Source organism: Labrenzia sp. PO1 (assembly GCF_012273635.1).
Lineage (GTDB): Bacteria > Pseudomonadota > Alphaproteobacteria > Rhizobiales > Stappiaceae > Roseibium > Roseibium algicola.
Window position 1 is genome coordinate 609,483 of the sequence record NZ_JAAXCR010000002.1, and the last position, 17,559, is coordinate 627,041.

The window sequence follows — 17,559 nt, forward strand, 5'->3', positions numbered from 1 at the left end:
CCGATTAGTGCCAAGTAGCGTGCAAATTGCTTGCCGCAACAAAAAAGCGGCCCCGAAAGGCCGCTTCTTCAATTTGTCAGCAGAGTGGACCGAACTTAGTTCAGCCGCTCCTTCACCTGCTCAATGCTCTTGGCGAGGATGTCGTCGGCGACTTTATCCTTCACCTTCGCTGCAAGGATTTCCTCGGCAGCGGCAACGGCAATGTCAGCGGCCTTGGCACGGACTTCAGCGACTGCCTGGCTTTCGGCCTGTGCAATCTTGTCTTCCGCAGCCTTGGTACGGCGAGCAATCATTTCTTCCAGAGCCTGGCTGGTTTCGAGCGTCAGGCGCTCAGCTTCCGAGTTGGCTTCTGCGATGATGGCTTCCGCTTCGCTTTCGGCTTCATGACGCTTGCGCTGATACTCAGACAAGAGAGCCTGGGCTTCTTCACGCATCTTGCGTGCGTCTTCCAGTTCCTTGCGGATGGTTTCTGCGCGTTCGTCCAGTGAACCGTTGATCTTGGCCGGAACCTTGACGTAGAAAATCACGACGAAGAACAGGATAAGACCGATCAGGGCCCAAAATGTAGCATCCATGACGGTCTCCTCAGTTCATCGCCGACTTGAGCGCCTTGGTCAGGTCGGTCTTGGTCGGAGCTTTGCCCATCAGCTGCTCAACGAGCGCTGAAGCGGTTTCTCCGGCAATATCCCCGATCTGAGAAAGGGCATCGGTCTTGGTTGCAGCGATCTGTGCTTCAGCCGCTTTCAGCTTCCCGTTCAGCTCGGCTTCCGCCTTTTCGCGGCGAGCTTCATGATCTGCCTTGAGCTTGGTCCGCGTCTCGTGGGCAATGCCATGAGCCTTGTTGCGGGCCTCGGCCAGCGCCTGCTCGTAAGCTGCGATCGCAGCGTCGGTTTCTTCCTGCAGCCGGTTGGCTTCGGAAATGTCACCGGCGATACGGTCCCTGCGGTCTTCCAGAATGCCTGCGATCCGCGGAACGGCCACATTCTTCATAATCCAGTAGAACACGCCGAACGTGATCGCGAGCCACAAGAGCTGGGAGGCGAATGTGGTGCTGTCAAAAGGCGGGAAACCCGCGCCATGCTCTGCGGCCGGCACTTCTATGGCTTCGTGCATGCCTTCTGTGGTCGAGTGAGTTTGGCCTGCCATTTCCAGTCTCCTAAATCCGGCTGGGCGGCGCTAGAGAGCGCCGCCACCGGAGTCGCATCGATAGTCGCTAAGGTTTAGCGATTAAGCGAACAGGAGGATCAGAGCCACCAGCAGGGAGAAGATGCCCAGAGCTTCCGTCACGGCGAAGCCGAAGATCAGACGGCCGAACTGGCCATCAGCAGCGGACGGGTTGCGCAGAGCGCCTGCGAGGTAGTTACCGAAAATGTTGCCAAGGCCGATGCCTGCGCCGCCCATGCCCAGGCATGCGATACCGGCACCGATGTATTTTGCTGCTTCTGCTTCCATGACACGTGCTCCTAAATGGTGTTTGCAGATTGCTCACTCGCGGCGCAATGGCCGTGTGATTGGGTTACCCTCAGTGTGAAGGATGAATGGCGTCGTTCAGGTACATGCAGGTCAGAACGGTGAAGACGTATGCCTGCAGGAACGCGACCAGGAATTCCAGAGCCGTCAGGGCAACCGTCATTCCGAGAGGGAGAATGGATCCGAAGATACCGACCGCACCCATCGCGCTAAGGCTGACGATGAATCCGGAGAACACTTTCAGCGTGATGTGACCGGCGAGCATGTTCGCGAAAAGACGAACGGACAGGCTGATCGGGCGCGAAAGGAACGAGATCACCTCGATCAGCGTCACGAGCGGGATCAGTGCACCGGGCACGCCGCTGGGGACGAAGAGCTTGAGGAACTTCATGCCGTTTTTCATGAAGCCGTAAATGATCACGGTAAGGATCACCAGCATCGCCAGGGCGAAGGTCACGATGATGTGGCTGGTGATGGTAAAGAAGTACGGGAACATCCCGAACAGATTGGCAACCAGAACGAACATGAAGAGCGAGAACACGAGAGGGAAGAAGCGCATCCCTTCCGTTCCTGCTGAACTTCGCAATGTTCCGGCAACAAACTCATACGCCATTTCCGAAATCGACTGCAGGCGGGTCGGAACGAGTCCGCGGCCGCTGGTCGAGAAAATCAGGAATGCAGACGTCGCCGCCACGGTCAAAACCATGAACAACGAAGAGTTGGTAAAAGAGAAATCCATGCCCCCGACTTCAATCGGGAATAGCGTCTGGATATGGAACTGATGGATCGGATCGTTCGCCACCGGCCAGCCTTCTTCGTTCGTTCATATCAATGCGCCAGAAGGCGCGACAAATTCTATTTCGATCTGTCGTTCTGAACGTCTTTTTCGCGCTGGACCTTGGCATCCGGCTGCTCGACGACACCGGCCGCGCGCAGAACGTTCAAGACCCCGGCCACGAAACCCAGCAACAGAAAGACAATCAGCCCGAAAGGCGACGTCCCAAGCCACTGGTCGGCAACCCAACCAATCCCGGCCCCCACCAGCACGCCGGCGATAAACTCCGAAGAGAGTTTCATTGCCTGCGCGTATCCGGATGAGCTGCTTTGAGACTTCCGAGCGGTCTTTTCTTCAACCACCCTTATGTCATCAAGCTTCCGGTTCAATTGAGCCCGCCGTTCCGACAGACCTGCTTCCGGGGAACCAACCGCCCGATCCTTGTTATCGCCGTTTTGCGAAGACATGTTCTTAAGTCCTCAGCTTGCGCCGACATGCTTGATCCGACAACTGGGGAGCCCCCTAAGCCGCGCGCACCATAGTCGGCACCTCATGCCGTGTCAAGAAGCCTGCACTAAACTCTATCCATTTGAAAAATAAAGATCTTTTCTGTTTTTGCAGAATCAGCCAGACCTAAGTTGCATAAGGTTTTCGCGGCAGTGCCGCACCAGACGCAATCTTAGCCAGTTTCGCGGAATCGCTCTGCCGTCTCCAGATCGACCGAAACAAGCTGGGAAACCCCGCGCTCGGCCATCGTCACGCCGAAGAGGCGGTTCATGCGCGCCATGGTGATCGGATTGTGCGTGATCACCACAAATCTGGTTTCCGTGCTCTTGGCCATCTCGTCCAGGAGATCGCAGTAACGCTCCACGTTCGCGTCATCCAGCGGCGCATCGACCTCGTCGAGCACGCAGATCGGCGCAGGGTTGGTCAGGAACACCGCGAAAATCAGGGACATGGCCGTGAGCGCCTGCTCACCACCCGACAGCAGCGTCATGGTCTGTGGCTTCTTGCCGGGAGGGCGCGCGATGATTTCCAGCCCCGCATCCAGCGGATCATCGGAATCGACCAGCTGGAGTTCGGCCGTGCCGCCACCAAAAAGATGAGTGAACAAGCGCTGGAAATGACCGTTGACGATCTCGAAGGAAGCGAGCAGACGTTCGCGCGCCTCGCGGTTGAGATTCGAAATCCCTGTTCGCAGACGGCGAATCGCCTCGATCAGGTCATCACGCTCCGAGGTCAGCGTGGTCTTCTGATCGTCGATTTCGCGCAGCTCTTCTTCCGCGCGCAGGTTGACGCCGCCAAGCCGTTCGCGCTCCGCCTTCAGCCGTTCCAGCTTGCGCTCCATGGAATCGGGATCCGGCAGCGGTGCACCTTCCTTCAGACCCGCGATTTCCGGCAATGCCGTTACCGGAACCTCCAGGTCCTCGTCGATCCGCCGTTCCAGGTTCTGCTTGCGGTCGCGGGCGGCTTCCAGCCGCTCCTCGGCGCGAATCTTCTCTTCTCGTGCGCCTGCCATCGCTTCCATCGCGGCCTTGGCTGCACGGTCGACGTCGGCAAGATCCAGTTCCGCCTGCTGAAGCTGATCGTCGCGCGCCTTCTTTTCCTCTTCTGCCTTGGCAATGGCGGAAAACACGTCGCGGCGCTTGATTTCGATGTCTTCGGGCGCCTCGATCAGCTCGGCCCGCTCTTCTTCCGCTTCTTCACGCCGTTCCTGCAAAATGGAAATCTGCTGGGCGGCATTGGCAGCACGGGTCTTCCAGCCGTCATATTCCCGGGCGATGGCTTCAAGCCGCCGGTCGCGCATCTGCTGTTCGCGGGCAAGACCCTCTGCCACGGCCCTTGCTTCGGCCAGGGCGCCGCGTGCGGCCGCGACCTGCCCCTGCAATTCTTCGATGCTTTCGCGATAGCTGGTTCCGTCTGGCGCTTCTTCCAGGCGTTCTTCGGCCTCTGCCAGCTGTTCACGTGCCAGCTCGGCCTCTTCACCAAGACGCTGTGCCCGGTCCTGCGCAGCTTCCAGCTTGGCGGCGAACTGGGAAACGGCCCTTTCCGCCGCAGCCAGGGCTTCGCGCGCCGCGGCTGCCTGACGCTGGCCGTCACGAACCTTGCCTCTGGCCATCTGTTCAAGTTCAACGGCCTGCCGAACCCTCGTTGCGGCACCTTCCAGTGCCTGCTGACGATCCTCAAGCTCGCGCCGGGCCTGCTCGATTTCATCTCCGAGTTCAGAAAGGCGGTTCTTCTGCGCCAGGCGCTGTGCCGCCGGTGTCGGCGCATTGGCCGCGATTACAAATCCATCCCAGCGCCACAGGTCGCCTTCCACGGAAACCAGACATTGCCCCGGTTGCAGGGTCGTGCGCAGGCCTGGTCCGTCGGTCTGGTCGACAAGGCCGATCTGACGCAGGCGGCGGCTCAGCTCGACAGGGGCTTCAACCACCTCGGCCAGACTGCGGGTTCCCGCCGGCAAGGATGGATCGCCATCATGAGAGAGGACACCACCCCAGCGAACAGCGGCAGCTTCTTCAAGTGAGGCATCAAGGTCTTCACCAAGTGCCGCCCCCAGAGCCGTTTCGAAGCCCTGCTCCACCTGGATCTGCTCGACAACGGGCGTGTGATCCTGTTCGGAGTGAACATTCAGCACCTGCTCCAGCGTCCGTGCCTCTGTCTCGAGGCCCTGCAACATCTGGCGGGCATCACCAACGGGTCCACGTGCGGACTGCTCCTGTTCGCGCGCTTCGCGGGTCGCGGTTTCGGCTTCTTCCGCGGCAGCTTCCGCCTCCAGAAGAGTTTCCTCGGCCATCTCCAGCGCTTCCCGGTTCTCGGAAACGCCGTCCTGTTCGGCCATGCGTTCGTTGATTTCCTGAAGAGCCTTCTGAGCGTCCTGAGCCTGAGCTAACAACCGGTCCGAGCGCTGGCGGCTTTCCGCGACTGCCCGCTCCAACTGGCGGCGTTCGGCGGTTGCACGCGCTTCGGCCGCGGTCAGGTCGGACAACTGGTTCTCCAGCGTTCCCACGGCCTCTTCGGCCTCGGCCACCTTTTCACGAGCGCTTTCGGTGCGCTCCTGCACCATCTCGTTTTCTTCCAGTAGCTCTGCGCGTTCTTCCGACAAGCGCTCCAGAACCTCGTCGTTCTCGGACACCATGGACTGTTCGCGCCGGATATCTTCCGCCAGCTGCACCAGGCGGCGCTCCAGATCCTGAAGCTTTTCCTTTACCCGCCGTTCTTCCGCGTCCAGTTCGTTGCGGGCGATCACCAGCCGCTGCAAGGCGGCGCCCGCCCTGGCCGCATCCTCGCGCAGTTCCGGCAGCTTGTGGGCGGCGATAGCCTGGATGCGGGCGCTTTCCGCCTGCAAACCCGTGGCTTCGTTCACCTGCTTCTGGGCTTCGGCAAAATGGCTTTCGGCTGATCCCAGCGCATCGCGCGCCTCGGTCCAGCGAATGTAAAGGATCGAGGCTTCGGCCCCGCGGATTTCAGACGACAGGTTACGATAGCGCGAAGCCTGGCGCGACTGGCGGCGCAGATTGTCGAGCTGGCTGTCGATCTGAACGAGGACATCTTCCAGTCGTTCCAGGTTCTGCTCAGCGGCGCGAAGGCGAATTTCCGCCTCATGCCGGCGCGAATGCAGACCGGAAATACCGGCGGCTTCTTCCAGGATCTGCCTGCGGGAGGTCGGTTTGGCGGCAATCAGCTCGCCAATCTGCCCCTGGCGCACCATGGCAGGTGACCTGGCGCCTGTGGATGCGTCGGCGAAAAGAAGCTGCACGTCACGCGCACGCACATCCTTGGCGTTGATCTTGTAGTTGGAGCCCTGCTCGCGTTCGATACGGCGGCTGACTTCAAGCGCATCGGCATCATTGAAAGCGGCAGGTGCCGTACGGTCCTGGTTTTCAAGGTAGAGCGTCACTTCCGCGGTGTTGCGCGCCGGGCGGTTCAGGCTGCCGGAAAAGATGACGTCGTCCATGCCGGACGCACGCATGTTCTTGTAGGAGTTTTCGCCCATCACCCAGCGAAGGGCCTCGACAAGATTGGACTTGCCGCAGCCATTCGGCCCGACCACACCGGTCAGGCCGTTGCCGATGATGAACTCCATCGGTTCGACGAAGGATTTGAAACCGACAATGCGGAGCTTGGAAAATTTCATTGGCGCCCGTGCCTCCTGGACACGGACACCCGAAAATCACGGGCTTGATCGGCGCATACCGAACAGACCGGCGGACAGACCGCCAGTCTAGAGGTTTGCGTCAATAAGTTTGCCCATCTCTTCAATCGAAAGCGCCCCCGAGTGCTTTTCGCCATTGATGAAGAACGTCGGGGTGGAGTTCACGCCAAACTCGTTTGCACCGCGGTTTTTCACCGCATCGATGGCGTCGAGCAGACCCTGGTTCCCCAAGCATTCCTCAAAGGACTCTTTTGTAAAACCTATCTGCTTGGAAAAGTCGAGCATGGATTGGTACGGATTGTCGGTAAACGCCCAGGTCCGCTGCTGTTCGAACATGATGTCCACAATCTCGAAATATTTGTCCGCAGGAGCGCAGCGGGCGAGCATGAACGCGCCGGCCGCAACCGGATCCAGCGGGAATTCGCGGAAAATGAAGCGAACCTTGCCGGTATCGATGTAGTCGGCCTTCAGGGCCGGATAGGTACGCTCATGGAAATTGGCGCAATGTCCGCAGGTCATGGATGCGTATTCCACAATCGTGACCGGCGCGTTTTCGTCGCCAAGGATCTTGTCGCCCAGCGGGCCGGGTTTGACCAACTCGTCCTGGTCGACGGCCTGCGCAAGAGCCAAGCTCGAACCGGCAAGGCAGAATGCAGCCGTCGCCAGGGCAGTGGTTTTGAGAAACTGTCTACGGGTCTGGGTCACGAAGATCGTCCTGTCACATTAATCAAGCGCTGCACCGGCCGGTGCGTGGATCGAAGCACATCCTGTCGGATATCCTGGCCGATCGGGTTAATTGATACCGGGCCACCCTATTTGCGTTCAGCTGAATGCAGGATGAACCAGCTTGCCGCTTTCTGTGCCCTCTCGGGCAGGCGGCGTCAACAAAGCTTATCAAATGTGGCAGGAGCGAGGACGGTCAAAGGCTATTAAATACTGGCATCCACCCTTGACCCGCCGACACCAACACAAGGGAAATCCTGAGTTCTTCGATATCATGCCAAAGCCGGCGGCACGTTTGCCAATGCCGGTTTCACAGAGTTGTTATTGGAAGAAGCAATGTGGACCGTCAGGCCGCATCTTCTGCGCTGCGGGCAATAACCTGGGCGCCAAGCTTCCTGAGCGCCTGCCGCAGGCGGTCGTTCTCCACCCCCTCCAGCCGTGCTTCGAGCTGCTGTTCCTCGGTTTGCGTCAAGTCGCGCAAGGGCTTCTTGCGCACGGGCTGCTTCACCAGAACCGGCTTCTGCAGGATCTTGATGCGACCGATGGCCCGCCAACCATAGAAAGTATTGATACGCTCGATCACCTGGGCACTGTCATGAGACAGGATCAAGGCTGTCGCCCCGTCCGTGTGCACCACCAGCGTCGCCGGTTCCGGCGGGTTTTCCGGGTCGCCGCGTTCTGGCTGCCGCGGCCAGATCAGTCTGTCCGGCTGCACGCGCGTGCCATAACGCTCGCCGACAATATCGGCCCAGGAGGCAATGATATCGACGGACGCAAATCCACGCTTCCGGCAAACAGGCGTCATCGCCTTGCCGACAAGATCGGCCAGCGATTTCACCCCCTTCGAGGCGTGCACGGGATTTGCCTTTGTAGCGCTAATAGCCTACCTCCTCATCCAGATGTAAGGTGCGGCGATTTGCCGACCATTTTCCAGATTGGGGTGTTGTGTCTCAATAGAATACGACAAAATGACGACGAATACTTTCCCCAACCTCACCGCACTGCCTTTATCAGCCAAGTTGTCCCCAGGCTATCCAAGGCTTGCTGCTTCATATCAACACCACTTGTTCTGCTGATCTCATGGCGTCTGCTTCCCCTTCCCGACTGCTTCTCGACTGGTACGACCGTCATGCCCGGCGCCTGCCCTGGCGGGTTTCCCCGGAAGACCGCCTACTGGGCGAAGTCCCCGATCCCTACCGGATCTGGCTGTCCGAAGTCATGCTTCAGCAAACGACCGTTGCCGCCGTCAAAGACTATTTCACGAAGTTTACGCGAAGCTGGCCAACCGTAACCGATCTTGCCGCTGCGGCAGAAGAAGACGTCATGAAAGCCTGGGCGGGCCTTGGCTATTACTCGCGGGCGCGCAATTTGAAAAAATGTGCCGAAACCGTTGCCCGCGATCACGACGGCCGCTTTCCGGAAGACGAAGACGCATTGCTGAAGCTTCCGGGCATCGGCCCCTATACGGCTGCCGCCATCGCAACCATCGCGTTTGACCGGCACGCAGCAGTGGTCGACGGCAACGTGGAGCGGGTGCTGACACGACTTTTCCAGATCGAAACACCGCTTCCGGACGCCAAACCAGAAATAAAGGCAAAAATGGCTGGCCTGACACCGGACCAACGGCCCGGTGACTTCGCGCAAGCGGTGATGGACCTTGGCGCAACCATCTGCACGCCCAGACGTCCGGCCTGCGCGCTCTGCCCGTGGCGCTCTATCTGCAAGGTGCAATCCTCAAACCTTGCCGAAACACTGCCGCGCAAAGCACCCAAGAAGGAAAAACCCACCCGTTTTGGAGCTGCATTCGTGGCTGTCGATACGGCGACGGGGGCCGTGCTGTTGCGCCGCCGCCCACCAAGAGGTCTGCTTGGTGGGATGAGCGAAGTGCCGGGGACCGAATGGGCAGAGGATTTCTCGCCCGATGCGGCTCCAGACTTCGCACCGTTTCCGGCGGATTGGCAGCAGCGACCGGTGGAAGTGAAACACACCTTCACCCATTTCCATTTGCGGCTCACCGTCTATCGGGCCAACCTTACGGCAGACACCACTCCACTGCTTGACGGTGGCTGGTGGTCGGCCCCGGAAGTCATTGAAACCGAAGCACTTCCCACGGTTATGAAGAAGGCTCTTGCCGCTGCGTTCGAAAGCCCCCGGAAATAGTTCTTTCCCGGCTCAAGAAAACAGTTGCAGTTTGTCCGGTTTGGATGTTGAACAGCGCACCCAATCCTTGGATCTGAGCCTCGATGTTCACCTATTCCTATGACGCACTCTTCTCTCAAAAGGACTGCGATGAAATCATCCGCCTGAGCCGGGCCGAAGCTCAGGATACGGGCGGCCTCGTCGGGGGCAAGCAGCAGGGTGACATCCGCCGGGCCAGAATCAGCTGGCTTGATGACGAAGGCGATGCGCGATGGGTTTTGAACCGCGTGATGACCGCCGTTGCAAAGGCCAACCGCGAGGCTTTCGATTTCGACATCACCGAGTTTCGTGAAAAATTGCAGGTCGCCATATACGACGAAAGTGAAGAAGGCCATTACGACTGGCATTCCGATGTCGGCGAAGGCCCAATCGCGCAATTCCGCAAGGCAACCATCGTCACCCAGCTTTCCCCTTCGCAGGACTATGAAGGTGGCGCGCTGGAAATCAGCCTTGGACACAAGGTGATGGCCGCATCGCGTGAACAGGGCTGTGCAACGCTGTTTGCCAGTTTCATGCTGCACAGGGTCGTACCCGTGACCAAGGGCACCCGCTACTCCCTGACCTGCTGGAGCCACGGCCCCCGCTTTCGGTGAGATCTGAGCGGGGACAGGTGTCTACGGCTCCGAAGCTTGCTCTTCGCACCCGGAAAAACGTCAAAGCGCACGTGATCGGTTTCAATTCGCTGTTTCGGGGTGTAACCAGTGGAAGTTACACTTCCGTGCGCAATGGACCCTTGCGCCTGCCGTGAATTACTCTAGAATAATTCTAAACAAAGATCGGTTTGCAATAAGGAGGCTCTGCCGTGAAAGGGAATGAAAAAGTCATTGAGTGCCTGAACGAAGCTCTGTTTCTGGAGCTCGGCGCCATCAATCAGTACTGGCTTCACTACCGCCTCCTGAGCGACTGGGGCTTTGCGCGCCTTGCCAAGAAGGAACGTGAAGAATCCATCGAGGAAATGCAGCATGCCGACAAGCTGGTCGACCGCATCATCTTCCTGGAAGGCCATCCGAACATGCAGAAGGTCGCACCGCTGCGCATCGGCCAGAACATCAAGGAAGTTCTGGAATCAGACCTTGCCGGCGAATATGACGCCCGCACGGCCTATGCCAAGTCCCGCGATGTCTGCCGTGAAGAAGGCGACTATGTTTCCATGCAGCTTTTCGAAGAGCTGCTGTCCGACGAGGAAGGCCATATCGACTTCCTGGAAACCCAGATCGACCTTCTGGAAAAGATCGGTGTCGAGCGCTACGGCATGTTGAATGCCGCACCAGCCGACGAAGCCGAGTAGTCGCAAGCGGCCATTTCATTGGTTATGTTGAAGCCGGTGCAGGTCTGCACCGGCTTTTTCATTGCAATTGGAGGTGCGAAACCATGACGGAAATCCGGATCGGGCTGATCGGAACAGGCTATATGGGCAAGGCCCATGCTGTTGCCCTGAAATCAGTGGCGTCAGTTTTCGACACAGGCCTGCGCCCGATTTGCGAGACGATCTGTGCAACGACGCTGGAAGGTGCCCGGGAAAAGGCCCGTGCTTTCGGGTTCAACCGGGCGACGGACGACTGGCGCACTGTCGTTGCCGATCCGGCGATCGATGCGGTTGTGATTGCCTCACCCCAGTCGACCCATATGGATATCGCAATTGCCGCCTTTGAAAACGGCAAGGCTGTCTTTTGCGAAAAGCCGCTTGCCAGCCACGCCGAAGATTGCCGCAGGATGATGGCGGCGGCAGAAGCCTCCGGCCTGCCGAACATGACCGGCTTCAATTACATTCGCACTCCTGCAAGCCAATTTGCCCATGACCTTGTCCAGTCAGGCCGGATTGGTCAGATCCACTATATTCGCGCTGAACACACCGAGGATTTTCTGTCAGATCCGCAAACGCCGTCGCACTGGCGTACCAAGGACATAAGCAATGGATGCATGGGCGATCTCGCCCCTCACATCATCAACGCCGCCCTGCGCCTTGCCGGGCCTATCTCCAGCGTTAGTGCGGATATTCAGACCGTCCACTCCGAACGTCCGGGCGCAAACGGGCCGGAGGCGGTCACCAATGACGACCAGGCCCATCTCATGTGCCGCTTTCAAAACGGTGCGATGGGTCATCTCTTCATCAGCCGTGTCGCCACCGGCCGGAAGATGGGTTACGCCTACGAGATATACGGTGACAAAGGTTCGATCCGCTTCGACCAGGAAGACCAGAATGCGCTCTGGCTTTACCTTGCCGAAGGGCCGGAGGCGGAACGCGGCTTCCGCAAGATCCTGACCGGACCGGCACATCCCGATTACCTGCCCTTCTGTCAGGGCCCCGGTCACGGAACCGGTTATCAGGACCAGATCATCATCGAGATGCGGGACTTCCTGAAGGCCATCGAAACCGGAACACCTGTCTGGCCGACCTTCCGGGACGGGCTGGAGGTGCAACTGGTCACGGAAGCTGCCTGGAAATCGTCGAAGACCGGTACGTGGGCAACGGTTTGACGGACGGGGCGGCTGGGGGCGAGCGTTGTTCTCCAGGGTGCCACCCCGGACAAGCGCAGCGCAGATCCGGGGCCTACTCGCAAGTCAGCTTGCCAAAGCAGGAGGTTCTGCCAACCCCTTGCCACGCCAGGTCATTTCTCTGGAAATCAGTAGGCCCCGGGTCTCGCTTTGCGCGCCCGGGGCGACACTCATAAGTGGGGAAACTTCCTGCCCGCTCTGCACACCCTACTGGAACGCCGTCTCGGCAAAGCTGCGGAGCTTCCGGGAATGCAGGCGCTCTGCCGTCATGTCTCGCATCTTCTCCATTGCCCTGATGCCGATCTGGAGATGCTGGGCGACCTGGCGCTTGTAGAAGTCGGTCGCCATGCCCGGCAGTTTCAATTCGCCATGGAGCGGCTTGTCCGAGATGCACAGCAGCGTGCCGTAAGGCACCCGGAAGCGGAAGCCGTTGGCCGCGATGGTTGCCGATTCCATATCGAGCGCGATGGCACGGGACTGGGAGAACCGCTTGACCAGTTCCGGCTGGTCCCAGAGTTCCCAGTTTCGGTTGTCGAGCGATACGACGGTTCCGGTGCGCATGACACGTTTCAATTCATACCCATCGATGCCGGTGATTTCGGCAACCGCGTCTTCCAGTGCAACCTGCACTTCGGCAAGCGGAGGGATCGGCACCCAGATCGGCAGGTCCTGGTCGAGCACATTGTCCTCTCGCACATACCCATGGGCCAGAACATAGTCGCCTAGCGTCTGGCTGTTCCTGAGGCCTGCGCAGTGTCCGAGCATCAGCCAGACATGCGGGCGCAGCACCGCGATATGATCAGTGATGGTTTTGGCGTTGGACGGCCCGACACCGATGTTGACCATGGTGATGCCGCTGCCGTCAGCCCGCTTCAGGTGATACGCCGGCATCTGGGGCAGTTTTGTCAGCTCTTCGCCATCCGGCTGTGTCTGCCCTGCCTCCAACACCACGTTGCCGGGGGAAACAAACGCCTCGTAACCACTGTCCGGCTGCAACAGCAACGCCTTGGACATGCGGCAGAACTCGTCGATGTAGAACTGGTAGTTCGTGAAAAGCACGTAGTTCTGGAAATGCTCGGCCTTTGTCGCCGTGTAGTGCTGCAGGCGGTGCAGGGAATAGTCGACGCGCGGCGCCGTGAAGGATGCCAGCGGCATCACACCGTCGGCCGGATCGTAGGTGCCGTTGGCAATGGAATCGTCCATCACCGTCAGGTCGGGAAGATCGAACATGTCAGCGAGGGGACGGTCGAGATTTGCAGCTGCTGCGCCGCCTTCCACATGCGTTCCGTCATAGAAAGCGAAGTGCAGCGGTATCGGCATGTCGCTGTCGCCGACCTGGATCGGCACGTCGTGGTTCTTCATCAGCAGCGAAAGCTGCGACACCAGATAGTTGCGAAACAGATCCGGGCGGGTAATCGTGGAGGCGTGGGTGCCAGGGCGGGAGACGAACCCATAAGACAGGCGGCTGTCGAGGCGGACGTGGCTGTCGGTCACGATACGGACCTGCGGATAGAACGCGCGCACGCGGCCGTCGATTTCCTTGCCATCCAGAAGGTCCTGAAAATGCTGGCGCAGAAAGGCGGTGTTGGATTCAAAAATTTCGATCAAACGGTCGACCGCCTTGTTGGCGTCGGTAAAGACCTCAAGCGGATGCGATGGCGCATGCCGAACCCTGCGGGCGGCTTGATGAAAAACGTTTTTGGTTGAGTTGGACATAAACCGTCTCCTTATTGTTGTTATGGGCTCACAGTCCCGCTAACGCTTGCCTTGGTCAATAGATCTAGCATCGGATTTTGAATTTTTTTTCGCAGAGAGAAAATTTCTGCACATGCCCCTCAACGATGCATTTGAGCAGGCTTTCCCAAACCGTGGCAAGCGGCTAAAGTCCGGCTAACTTTTGACCAGGAGTTTCCCATGAAAAAAACCGTTCTGACCCTCGCGGTCGCCGTTTCCTCCCTGATTGGCGCAGGCGTCTCCGCCCTTGCCGACAATCTGCCGGATCTCGGTGGCCGGGACATTGTCATTGCTTCGGAAAACACCTACCCACCGCTGCAGTTCGTCGACCCCAAGTCTGGCGAGGCAATCGGCTGGGAATATGATGCGGTTGCAGAAATCGCCAAGCGGCTGAACCTGAACGTCACCTTTCAGAACACCAGCTGGGATGCGATGATCCCTGCCATCTCCGCCGGCGAATACGACATGGCGATGAACGGCATCACCATTCGCGCCGACAGGGCCGAGCAGGTCGACTTTTCGGAGCCCTACATGCGGTCCGAAATGTTCATGCTGGTGCGCGCCGATGAAGACCGGTTTACCGATGCAAAGGGCTTTGCTTCCAACACGGACTTCCTGGCCGGTGCTCAACCGGGCACCACCCCCTTCTACGTCACTGTTTATGAAGTGCTGGATGGTGATGAAGCCAACCCGCGCATCAAGCTGTTCGAAACCTTTGGTGCCGCTGTCCAGGCGCTCAAGGCGGGCGACGTCGATCTGGTCCTGACAGACAGCACCGGCGGCCAGGGCTATGTCGCGACCAATCCGGACACCTTCAAGCTGATCGGCGATCCGATGGGCTCGGAAGACTTCGGCTTCATTTTCCCGAAAGGCTCCGACCTGATCGAACCGATCAATGCGGCTGTCGCCAGCATGCGCACAGACGGCACGCTGGATGCACTGAACAAGAAGTGGTTCTTCGACTATAAAGTCGCCCAGTAAGGCCATCCTCCGCCCCTGCGCGGCTGGACTTTCCACTCCATGGCCGGTATCCGGGCTTTTGGCCCCGATGCCGGCCATTTTCGTTTGAACTGCCGTTAACAAAGCTGGAGCCGAGACCAACCCATGTTCCGCAACAAGACACCGTCCGGCGCCCCCAAGGAAGACTTTCCCTATTGGCTTGTTGCTGCCGCCGGCATTGCGGTTTTCCTGTTGTTCCAGATCGCCACCGACGACATCTATTCGCAGGTTATGTCGACGGTCTCGCGTGGTATCGGACTGACGGTCTTCGTCACGCTTGTCGCCTTCTTCTGCGCCTCCCTGATCGGGCTCCTGCTGGCGCTTGCCTCCCTGTCCGGATCAATCGTCTTGCGGCAGATGGCCCGGTTCTACGTCGAGATCGTGCGCGGCATGCCGATCATCGTGCTTCTGCTCTATATCGCCTTCGTCGCGACGCCGCTGTTCATTGCCGGGGTCAACGCCGTTGTGGAACCTCTGGGTCTGGATCCGTTGCGCACGCGGGATTTCCCTCTGCTCTGGCGCGCCGTTCTCGCGCTGACCATCGGCTATTCAGCCTTCATCGCCGAGGTCTTTCGGGCAGGCATCCAGGCGGTCGACAAGGGACAGATCGAGGCCGCCGAAGCACTCGGCATGAACGGTTGGCTTCGCTTCCGCCTCATCATCTTCCCGCAGGCCCTGAAGACCATCCTGCCGCCCCTCGGCAATGATTTCGTCGCCCTGATCAAGGACAGCTCGCTGGTCTCGGTTCTGGGTGTCGCGGATATCACCCAGCTGGGCAAGGTCTACGCTGCCGGCTCCTTCCGGTACTTCGAGACCTACAATGTCGTTGCGCTGATCTACCTGATGATGACGATCACGCTTTCGCTGGCCCTGCGCAAATTTGAACGGGCAAAGCAGATCCAGGAGCGCTAAGGTTTTCGCCTGACCACGCCTTTCTTCCTCCCTCATCCTGAGGAGGGGGTGCAGGGGGAACGGCGTCTGCAGCGAGACGGAGACCCGCATGCGTTCCTTTGAAGAAATAGAAGCACTGGCCGCGGAGAAGAAAGGCGGACCGGCAGCACTCAATGCTCTTTTGGCAGAGCATAATGCGCCCAGGACTGCGGAAGAGCTGGAGAAGGTCGGTGACGATCGCTGGCTGGCCATGTTCACCAAGTGCGTGTTCCAGGCCGGTTTCAGCTGGAAGGTGATCGACCAGAAGTGGCCGGGTTTCGAGGAAGCCTTCGAGGGGTTCGACGTTCCCCGCCTCGCCTTTCTCCCTGACGAGGCCTTTGAAGCGCTGCTCGGCGACAAACGCATCGTCCGCAATGGTGCCAAGATCCGATCTGTTCAGGAAAACGCGATTTTCCTCAAGGACCTAGCGACCGAACACGGCAGTGCAGCCGGTTTTTTCGCGCATTATCCCGTCGACGACCAGATCGGCCTGATGGAGCTGCTCAAGAAGCGCGGCAGCCGGCTTGGTGGCAACACAGGGCAAATCGCCTTGCGCTTCATGGGCAAGGAAAGTTTCGTCCTCTCCGGCGATGTGGTTAACGCCCTGATCCGCGAAAATGTCATCGAGAAGGACGCGATGTCGAAAAAAAATCTCACCGCGATTCAAGCCGCCTTTAACGAATGGAAAGCAACTTCCGGTCGTCCTCTGAACGAAATCAGCAGAATTCTGGCCTTTTCGGTCGGGACAAGTCATTAACTTCTCATTCAGCTTTTACGATTGTAAACAAAGCCTTGATTCAAAGGGAATTTTTGTACCATCAGCTTAACCGCTGATTTACCAAACCCGGTAACCATGACACTCGAAATTGCGTGAGGTATTGCGTCGCAATGAGTGTACTGCGTACCGGGGTGTCCTTCGCGGCACCCCGCCTATCAAATGAACCGGAAGCTGGTGCTTCCTGGCTGAACACGATCCTGAAGGGCGACTGCGTTGCCGCCCTTGAGAAACTGCCGTCCCGGTCTGTTGACCTGGTCTTCGCGGATCCGCCCTACAACCTTCAGTTGGGTGGCGATCTGCACAGGCCGGATCAGTCAAAGGTGGATGCCTGTGACGACCATTGGGACCAGTTCGAAAGTTTCGAAGCCTATGACGCTTTCACCCGGGCCTGGCTTCTGGCCGTCCGGCGGGTGATGAAGGCGGATGGCTCGCTGTATGTGATCGGTTCGTATCACAACATCTTCCGCGTCGGCGCGATCCTGCAGGATCTCGGCTTCTGGATCATGAATGACATCGTCTGGCTGAAGTCCAACCCGATGCCGAACTTCCGCGGCAAACGGTTCACCAATGCCCACGAGACCATGATCTGGGCGGTCAAATCGAAAGATGCGAAGCCGACCTTCAATTACGATGCGCTGAAGACCTTTAACGAGGATCTTCAGATGCGCTCCGACTGGCACCTGCCGCTGTGTACCGGTACCGAGAGGCTGAAGGGCAAGGACGGGCAGAAGGTGCATCCGACCCAGAAACCGGAGGCCCTGCTCTACCGTGTTCTGACGGCCTCCTCCAAACCGGGAGATGTCGTGCTCGACCCGTTCTTCGGGACCGGCACCACCGGGGCTGTCGCCAAGAAACTTGGCCGCCACTATGTCGGCGTGGAGCGTGAGCAGGACTATATCGACGCGGCCACGGCTCGTATCGAGGCCATCGAGCCTGGCGACGCTGCGTCACTGGAAATGCAGCAGGGCAAGCGAGCGCTGAAGCGCATCCCGTTCGGCACGCTTCTGGAAAGCGGTCTGCTGCAGCCGGGGACGGAACTCAGCTGCCCGAAAGGCAAGCATCTTGCCATCGTGCGCGCCGACGGCTCGCTCAAGTCCGGTGATCATACCGGCTCGATCCACAAGGTCGGTGCTTTGGTACAGGGTCAGGAGGCCTGCAACGGCTGGACCTTCTGGCACATCAACGAGGGCGGCAAGACGTCGCCAATCGACGATCTCCGCAAGGAAATCAGATCCCGCCTGCAGGCATAAGCAGGCACTCCAAAGAGAGACTTCGCGTTCCCCGCGAGATCGACTTAGC

At 59.0% G+C, this 17,559-nt stretch carries 17 protein-coding genes; 8 read left to right on the plus strand and 9 right to left on the minus strand.

Annotation, left to right across the window (positions count from 1 at the left end; all coding sequences use genetic code 11):
• Positions 1-95: 95 nt before the first annotated feature.
• The 8 genes from HCG46_RS10685 to HCG46_RS10720 form a co-directional block, all read right to left on the minus strand.
• The gene (locus HCG46_RS10685; RefSeq protein ID WP_023001967.1) at positions 96-575 is read right to left on the minus strand and encodes a F0F1 ATP synthase subunit B; all 480 of its coding nucleotides are present in this window, start codon (positions 573-575) and stop codon (positions 96-98) included.
• A 10-nt stretch (positions 576-585) separates the two neighbouring features.
• A complete protein-coding gene (locus tag HCG46_RS10690; protein WP_023001968.1) occupies positions 586-1,146 on the minus strand; it encodes a F0F1 ATP synthase subunit B in 561 nt (186 codons plus the stop codon).
• Positions 1,147-1,227: 81 nt separating this feature from the next.
• Complete coding sequence (locus tag HCG46_RS10695; RefSeq protein ID WP_006935776.1) at positions 1,228-1,452, minus strand: F0F1 ATP synthase subunit C; 225 nt, start codon at positions 1,450-1,452, stop codon at positions 1,228-1,230.
• A gap of 70 nt (positions 1,453-1,522) precedes the next feature.
• Entirely contained in the window at positions 1,523-2,272 is a 750-nt protein-coding gene (locus tag HCG46_RS10700; RefSeq protein ID WP_023001969.1) for a F0F1 ATP synthase subunit A, read from the minus strand.
• A gap of 53 nt (positions 2,273-2,325) precedes the next feature.
• Complete coding sequence (locus tag HCG46_RS28565) at positions 2,326-2,712, minus strand: AtpZ/AtpI family protein (protein WP_023001970.1); 387 nt, start codon at positions 2,710-2,712, stop codon at positions 2,326-2,328.
• 212 nt (positions 2,713-2,924) lie between these two features.
• Complete coding sequence (gene smc, locus HCG46_RS10710; protein WP_168686167.1) at positions 2,925-6,383, minus strand: chromosome segregation protein SMC; 3,459 nt, start codon at positions 6,381-6,383, stop codon at positions 2,925-2,927.
• 87 nt (positions 6,384-6,470) lie between these two features.
• Positions 6,471-7,106: a thioredoxin domain-containing protein gene (locus tag HCG46_RS10715; RefSeq protein ID WP_023001972.1), complete on the minus strand. Its 636-nt coding sequence runs from the start codon at positions 7,104-7,106 to the stop codon at positions 6,471-6,473.
• Positions 7,107-7,470: 364 nt separating this feature from the next.
• Positions 7,471-7,980 carry a DciA family protein gene (locus HCG46_RS10720; protein ID WP_031269719.1) on the minus strand — a complete coding sequence of 170 codons (510 nt, stop codon included), beginning with the start codon at positions 7,978-7,980 and terminating at the stop codon, positions 7,471-7,473.
• Between the two features lie 224 nt (positions 7,981-8,204).
• On the opposite strand from HCG46_RS10720, the gene mutY reads away from it, so the two are divergent.
• From mutY to HCG46_RS10740, 4 genes are all read left to right on the plus strand, one after another.
• Positions 8,205-9,284, plus strand: a complete 1,080-nt coding sequence (gene mutY / locus HCG46_RS10725; protein WP_168686169.1) for an A/G-specific adenine glycosylase — start codon at positions 8,205-8,207, stop codon at positions 9,282-9,284.
• An 83-nt stretch (positions 9,285-9,367) separates the two neighbouring features.
• Positions 9,368-9,916: a 2OG-Fe(II) oxygenase gene (locus tag HCG46_RS10730; protein WP_168686171.1), complete on the plus strand. Its 549-nt coding sequence runs from the start codon at positions 9,368-9,370 to the stop codon at positions 9,914-9,916.
• 209 nt (positions 9,917-10,125) lie between these two features.
• Positions 10,126-10,611 carry a bacterioferritin gene (gene bfr, locus HCG46_RS10735; RefSeq protein WP_023001976.1) on the plus strand — a complete coding sequence of 162 codons (486 nt, stop codon included), beginning with the start codon at positions 10,126-10,128 and terminating at the stop codon, positions 10,609-10,611.
• Positions 10,612-10,694: 83 nt separating this feature from the next.
• Positions 10,695-11,801: a Gfo/Idh/MocA family oxidoreductase gene (locus tag HCG46_RS10740; protein WP_075282289.1), complete on the plus strand. Its 1,107-nt coding sequence runs from the start codon at positions 10,695-10,697 to the stop codon at positions 11,799-11,801.
• 225 nt (positions 11,802-12,026) lie between these two features.
• On the opposite strand, the gene HCG46_RS10745 is transcribed toward HCG46_RS10740, so the two are convergent.
• On the minus strand, positions 12,027-13,535 hold the full coding sequence (locus tag HCG46_RS10745) for an AMP nucleosidase (RefSeq protein WP_062490216.1): 1,509 nt from the start codon (positions 13,533-13,535) through the stop codon (positions 12,027-12,029).
• A gap of 198 nt (positions 13,536-13,733) precedes the next feature.
• Here HCG46_RS10745 and HCG46_RS10750 point away from each other — a divergent pair, with 198 nt between their 5' ends.
• From HCG46_RS10750 to HCG46_RS10765, 4 genes are all read left to right on the plus strand, one after another.
• Complete coding sequence (locus HCG46_RS10750) at positions 13,734-14,534, plus strand: transporter substrate-binding domain-containing protein (RefSeq protein ID WP_023001979.1); 801 nt, start codon at positions 13,734-13,736, stop codon at positions 14,532-14,534.
• Positions 14,535-14,657: 123 nt separating this feature from the next.
• Positions 14,658-15,464: an amino acid ABC transporter permease gene (locus HCG46_RS10755; protein WP_023001980.1), complete on the plus strand. Its 807-nt coding sequence runs from the start codon at positions 14,658-14,660 to the stop codon at positions 15,462-15,464.
• A gap of 88 nt (positions 15,465-15,552) precedes the next feature.
• Positions 15,553-16,239, plus strand: a complete 687-nt coding sequence (locus tag HCG46_RS10760) for a DNA-3-methyladenine glycosylase I (protein WP_168686173.1) — start codon at positions 15,553-15,555, stop codon at positions 16,237-16,239.
• Positions 16,240-16,370: 131 nt separating this feature from the next.
• Complete coding sequence (locus HCG46_RS10765) at positions 16,371-17,510, plus strand: site-specific DNA-methyltransferase (RefSeq protein ID WP_023001982.1); 1,140 nt, start codon at positions 16,371-16,373, stop codon at positions 17,508-17,510.
• Positions 17,511-17,559: the final 49 nt, after the last annotated feature.

What these genes read in the sequence shown, in the direction of transcription:
- HCG46_RS10685 (WP_023001967.1), bottom strand. Translation starts at nt 575, where the DNA reads ATGGATGCTACATTTTGGGCCCTGATCGGTCTTATCCTGTTCTTCGTC.
- HCG46_RS10690 (WP_023001968.1), bottom strand. Translation starts at nt 1,146, where the DNA reads ATGGCAGGCCAAACTCACTCGACCACAGAAGGCATGCACGAAGCCATA.
- HCG46_RS10695 (WP_006935776.1), bottom strand. Translation starts at nt 1,452, where the DNA reads ATGGAAGCAGAAGCAGCAAAATACATCGGTGCCGGTATCGCATGCCTG.
- HCG46_RS28565 (WP_023001970.1), bottom strand. Translation starts at nt 2,712, where the DNA reads ATGTCTTCGCAAAACGGCGATAACAAGGATCGGGCGGTTGGTTCCCCG.
- smc (WP_168686167.1), bottom strand. Translation starts at nt 6,383, where the DNA reads ATGAAATTTTCCAAGCTCCGCATTGTCGGTTTCAAATCCTTCGTCGAA.
- mutY (WP_168686169.1), top strand. Translation starts at nt 8,205, where the DNA reads ATGGCGTCTGCTTCCCCTTCCCGACTGCTTCTCGACTGGTACGACCGT.
- HCG46_RS10730 (WP_168686171.1), top strand. Translation starts at nt 9,368, where the DNA reads ATGTTCACCTATTCCTATGACGCACTCTTCTCTCAAAAGGACTGCGAT.
- HCG46_RS10740 (WP_075282289.1), top strand. Translation starts at nt 10,695, where the DNA reads ATGACGGAAATCCGGATCGGGCTGATCGGAACAGGCTATATGGGCAAG.
- HCG46_RS10745 (WP_062490216.1), bottom strand. Translation starts at nt 13,535, where the DNA reads ATGTCCAACTCAACCAAAAACGTTTTTCATCAAGCCGCCCGCAGGGTT.
- HCG46_RS10750 (WP_023001979.1), top strand. Translation starts at nt 13,734, where the DNA reads ATGAAAAAAACCGTTCTGACCCTCGCGGTCGCCGTTTCCTCCCTGATT.
- HCG46_RS10755 (WP_023001980.1), top strand. Translation starts at nt 14,658, where the DNA reads ATGTTCCGCAACAAGACACCGTCCGGCGCCCCCAAGGAAGACTTTCCC.
- HCG46_RS10760 (WP_168686173.1), top strand. Translation starts at nt 15,553, where the DNA reads ATGCGTTCCTTTGAAGAAATAGAAGCACTGGCCGCGGAGAAGAAAGGC.
- HCG46_RS10765 (WP_023001982.1), top strand. Translation starts at nt 16,371, where the DNA reads ATGAGTGTACTGCGTACCGGGGTGTCCTTCGCGGCACCCCGCCTATCA.